The sequence below is a fragment of the Arthrobacter sp. Dra40 genome (genome assembly GCF_059091905.1).
Genome location: NZ_JBNHHB010000375.1, coordinates 1 through 3,208, shown reverse-complemented (window position 1 = coordinate 3,208; position 3,208 = coordinate 1). Strand labels below are relative to the sequence as shown.

Here is a 3,208-nt window from a genome sequence, read left to right as displayed (position 1 = left end):
AGGACGTCCGGCACGAAGTTGGCGCCGAGGCCCTGGATCTTGTGCGGGCCGGGGTTGCCGCCGGTGAGGATGGCGGAATCTTCCGGCTCGACGGCGATGATCTGGATGCCGGGCTTGCGCTCCTTGAGCAGCCCGCCCGCACCGGTGATGGTGCCGCCGGTGCCGATGCCGGCCACCAGAATGTCGATCTCGCCGTCGGTGTCGGCCCAGATCTCCTCGCCGGTGGTGGTGCGGTGGATCAGCGGGTTGGCCTCATTGGCGAACTGCTGGGCCCAAATGGCGTTCTCCGTGTTGGCCACGATTTCCTTGGCCTTTTCCACGGCGCCGCGCATGCCCTCGGAACCCGGGGTCAGCACGATTTCGGCACCGAAGGCGCGCAGCATCACACGGCGCTCGGTGGACATGGTCTCCGGCATGGTCAGGATGACCTTGTAGCCGCGGGCAGCACCGACCATGGCCAGCGCAATGCCGGTGTTGCCGGAGGTGCCCTCCACGATGGTGCCGCCCGGCTTCAGGGCTCCGGCCTTTTCGGCGGCATCGACGATGGCCACACCGATCCGGTCCTTAACCGAGTTGGCCGGGTTGTAGAACTCCAGCTTCACGGCCACCGTGGCCGGCAGGCCAGCGGTGAGCCGGTTCAGGCGCACCAGCGGGGTGCGTCCCACAACCTGGGTGATGTCGTCGTAAATCTGTGCCATGTCTTTCCTGCCTTCTGGCCGTGAGGCCTTTACAGATGGGAGTAACAAAACTTCTTCCAGCCTAGTCAGCGGCCAGAGGGGCGAGCTATGAGGTGAGCCATTCGGCGTAATATTTTCGGGCCTTCGCCAGCTTGGGATTGATGATCACCTGGCAGTAGCCGGCGTCGGGATGCTTGGCGTAGAAGTTCTGGTGATAGTCCTCGGCCGGGTAGAACTCGGGCAGCCGAACCACCTCGGTCACGATCGGGTCTTTCCAGTCCGGCTGGGCGCGTTCAATGGCGGCTTCAAAAGTCTTCTTTTGGTCGTCGTCGATGTAGAACATCGATGAGCGGTACTGCGTGCCGACGTCGTAACCCTGGCGGTTCAGGGTGGTGGGGTTGTGCGAGGCGAAGAACATGCCCAGGATGACATCTTCGGGCACCGCCGTTTCGTCGAAGGTCACGGCGACCACCTCTGCATGTCCGGTGGTTCCGGAGCAGACCGCTTCATACGTCGGATTCCTCACATGCCCGCCCGTATAGCCGGAGACCACCTCCGTAACGCCGCGGGTCTTGTTGTAGACCGCGTCCAGGCACCAGAAGCAGCCACCGCCAAGCACAAAAGTCTTCATGGTTAAACAATGCCTATTGCCTCTCGAATGTTCCCGAGGCCCCAAATCTTCCCTGCAGGACTTGTGGGAGGACCCGAGCGGATGGGGTAGAAAAGGATCTATGGTCGACGACGAACAGCTCCGCACCCGGGGCACTGAAACCCCTGCAGGAACCCAAGCCGCTGGGGGAACTGAAACGCCAGGGGGAACCCCGACGCCCGACGAAACCCCGACGCCCGACGAAACCCCGACGCCCGACGAAACCGTGACGCCCGAGGGAGCGGCACCCTCCGAGGGAACCGGATCCTCTGAGGGAACCGGACCCGAAATGCAGGACGAAGCGCAGCCGAAGACACCGGTCCTGGGCGATGTGCTCCTGGCCATCGAGGAGCTCTGGCCCGAATCGCTGGCCGAGCAGTGGGACGCAGTGGGCCCCGTCGTCGGCAGGCCATCGGCCGATGTGCAGAAGATCATGTTCGCCGTGGACCCGACAACCGACGTGATTGACGAGGCCATCGAGTGGGGGGCCGATCTGCTGCTGACGCACCACCCGCTGCTGCTGAAGCCGGTCAATTCGGTGGCAGCCTCCAGCTTTAAGGGCGATGCCGTGCACCGGCTGATCGAAAGCGGGTGCGCCTTGGTCACCGTGCACACCAACGCTGACAGTGCCGTCGGGGGCGTCTCCGACGTGCTGGCCGATGCACTCGGACTCCAAGATGTGCGGCCGCTGGCGCCGGCCGACAACGGCTTGCCGGAAGAAGGCATTGGACGTGTGGGAGAGCTGGCCGAAGCCAAGACCCTGGGCGAATTTGCCGAGCAGGTGTTCAGCATCCTGCCGGCCGTCGCCGGGGGAGTGAAGGTGGCCGGCGACCGCAGTGGGATCATCCGCAGCGTGGCCGTCTGTGGCGGTGCCGGGGATTCGCTGTTCGATCAGGTCCGGGCATCGCGCGCGGACGTGTACGTGACCGCCGACCTGCGCCACCACCCCGCGTCCGAAGCCCGCGAGGGTGCCGTCGAAGGGCGGCCGTACCTCATCGACGTCTCGCACTTCGGCAGCGAATGGCTCTGGCTGACGCCGGCCTCGGCGGCATTGGACAACGTCCTGACGGACCAGGGCTACCAGGTAGAGGTCAAGGTCAGCACCACCAACACGGACCCGTGGGATTTCGTCCTGACCCCGGCGTAACCGGACTGGGCCCGGACTGTAGGCTAGGAGCAGGCTGAACCGCAGTGGTTCCGCAGCGTGTTGAAAGGACGTACATGGCGAAGGCACCGGCTTCCGAGCAACTGAGGTTGCTCGACCTGCAGGCACTCGATGGCAAGCTCACTCAGTTGAGCCGCCGGGCCGCAGCCACCGCCAAGAACGCCAACATCGACGCGCTGACGGAGAAAGTCGCCGCCGCTGACTCGTCGTTGGTGGCACTGAACACGGAGATTGCGGATACCGAACGCGCGCTGAAGCGGGCCGAGGCCGACGTGGAGACCGTCCAGTCGAGGATCGAGCGGGACCAGAAGCGTTTGGACAGCGGAGCGGGCTCGCCCAAGGACCTCACCGCGCTGCAGCATGAGCTCGTCTCGCTGAACAAGCGCCGCAGCGACCTGGAAGACGTGGAGCTGGAAGTGATGGAGCGCCTGGAGTCGCTCCGGACGCGCCAGACCGAACACCGGCAGGCGAATGACCAGCTGCGCGAAGAACTGTCGGGTTTGGAGCAGGTCCGTGATGAGGAGCTCGCCGGCATCGAATCCGAACGCGCCGCAGCCGCCGCCGAGCGCCAGGAACTGGCCGGTACCTTCGACGCGGGCCTGCTCGCCGTCTACGAAAAAACCCTGGCCCACCGCGGCATCGGCGCCGCCCGCCTGTTCCACGGCAAGTCCGAAGGCTCCGGCATGCAGCTCAGCCCCGGCGACCTGGCCGACATCC

4 protein-coding genes are annotated in these 3,208 nt (G+C 65.2%); 2 read left to right on the top strand and 2 right to left on the bottom strand.

Going from position 1 to position 3,208, the window contains the following annotated elements:
- Together AC5RWT_RS36010 and msrA are read right to left on the bottom strand one after the other, a co-directional pair.
- The coding region (locus AC5RWT_RS36010; protein WP_494084404.1) for a PLP-dependent cysteine synthase family protein at nt 1–698 on the bottom strand (698 nt) is incomplete at its 3' end.
- Nucleotides 699–783: 85 nt separating this feature from the next.
- Nucleotides 784–1,308, bottom strand: coding sequence for a peptide-methionine (S)-S-oxide reductase MsrA (msrA, locus tag AC5RWT_RS36005; RefSeq protein WP_494084403.1), 525 nt, complete (start codon nt 1,306–1,308; stop codon nt 784–786).
- A 307-nt stretch (nt 1,309–1,615) separates the two neighbouring features.
- On the opposite strand from msrA, the gene AC5RWT_RS36000 reads away from it, so the two are divergent.
- Nucleotides 1,616–2,473, top strand: a complete 858-nt coding sequence (locus AC5RWT_RS36000; protein WP_494084405.1) for a Nif3-like dinuclear metal center hexameric protein — start codon at nt 1,616–1,618, stop codon at nt 2,471–2,473.
- Nucleotides 2,474–2,547: 74 nt separating this feature from the next.
- The coding region (locus AC5RWT_RS35995) for a zinc ribbon domain-containing protein (protein ID WP_494084402.1) at nt 2,548–3,208 on the top strand (661 nt) is incomplete at its 3' end.